Genomic DNA, 1501 nt, shown 5'->3' with positions numbered 1-1501 from the left:
GTCCGCTTCATGCCCTGAGTCGTTCAACAAGTAATTTATGCTGCTAAAAGCGGAGAATTTCGTTCTCTCAGTACCTTTAAATATTTAGACTCATCATATGGCGTTTTGGTCTTCCAACACCTATATAGAATCCGAACCCACTTGTAAGCTAAAGACCTTACTGCTGATTGATGAGTGTTTCCTTTTGCCCTTTGCTGCGCATAATAAAGACCGGCCCAATATGATATGCCTACGCTTTTAGCAGCCCATTCAATAAAACTTTGCCTGATAAACTTTGAACATTGCCATCGCCAATGCACCCAGCTTTTTTGACCACTTCGCTCTGTTACAGGAGATAAGCCAGCATAGTTTTGAATTTCCTGAGCATTATTAAACCGAGTTCTATCCTCACCTAAAGCGGCTAAAAGTCTGGGCGCTAAACATGGCCCTGTACCTGGCAAAGATTCAAACAACTCAGCATCGGGAAGGCTCTTAAACAATAAAGCTATCTGCTTGTCGTACACTCGGATATTTTGGATAAGTGTCAATATCTGTTTGCATAGCGCTATCGTTAGCATCTTGTGGGGTAGAATAACGCTATTGTCTTCTGTTAATGGTACAGCGGAGCTAATCCCTTCGACCCGTTTAGTAATGTTGGAAAGCGAGTTACCGCCGCGCGCCATAAAAAACTTTTCAATCGTTATATTTCTTGCACGTTTGACTGATTCTAGCGTAGGCCATTTGATTAAAAAGTCGCAGAATAGCTCACTGTCTCTATGAGAGAACCACTCTAGAGGCTGCGGATAGTATTGCTTCAGCGCGCTTATAAGTTTGTTTGCATTGCTGCGCCTATCGTCGACGAGTGCGCGACGCTGTTCAACTAGCAAAGCCAACGCACGACAATCACCACTGCTCGGTTTAAGCGGTTTTACTTTATCGGGATAATTCAGCATCATATCCAATGCTAATTCTGCATCCATTGGATCATCTTTAGCGCCACTTGGATACAATGCTTTGCGATATTGAGACAGTGTCAGTCCATGAATAGGAAATACTGTAACGAAGCTGTGTTTTTGTAATGCGTATACGATAGGACCTTTCGTTAACTCAACTGCGACTGCTATATCGCCCTTTGTTTCAACATGTAACTTATGTAGCCATGTATCAATCGCTTCAGGTAAATGAGGGATGACTTCAAAACTACGTGTTTTGCTGTCACCTATCTGCACGCAAACATCGTGCTTTTTGTTTGCCCAATCTAGCCCTATATGAACTGCAAATTTACGTTTAATGTTGTTCATTACAAATCTCCTCGTAGTGAAATTTGTTATGTATTCCTTACCCTTCGAAGAGAATATAGACAGCGTTTTAAAGCAAGCCCTGAGTATTCGTTTTGAGTAAAGATACTCGATGCATCGAAAAGAAAGCGGAGTTCATAAAATGTTAACTGCCTCATGTTCGTATGCAAAGAGTACATAACCAAGCCAATCTAAGTATAGATTGAAAAGGTTGAACGACTATA

Annotated in this window: 1 protein-coding gene; it reads right to left on the bottom strand. The window is 41.5% G+C overall.

Features of this window, described 5'->3' with window-relative positions:
* Positions 1-35 precede the first annotated feature (35 nt).
* Positions 36-1280 carry an IS110 family transposase gene (locus tag RM556_RS17270; RefSeq protein ID WP_311375210.1) on the bottom strand — a complete coding sequence of 415 codons (1245 nt, stop codon included), beginning with the start codon at positions 1278-1280 and terminating at the stop codon, positions 36-38.
* Between the last annotated feature and the right edge of the window lie 221 nt (positions 1281-1501).

The organism is Alteromonas sp. W364 (assembly GCF_031846205.1).
GTDB lineage: Bacteria > Pseudomonadota > Gammaproteobacteria > Enterobacterales > Alteromonadaceae > Glaciecola > Glaciecola blandensis.
Note: the sequence above shows the minus strand (reverse complement) of the source record. Positions and strands in the feature narration are given on the sequence as shown.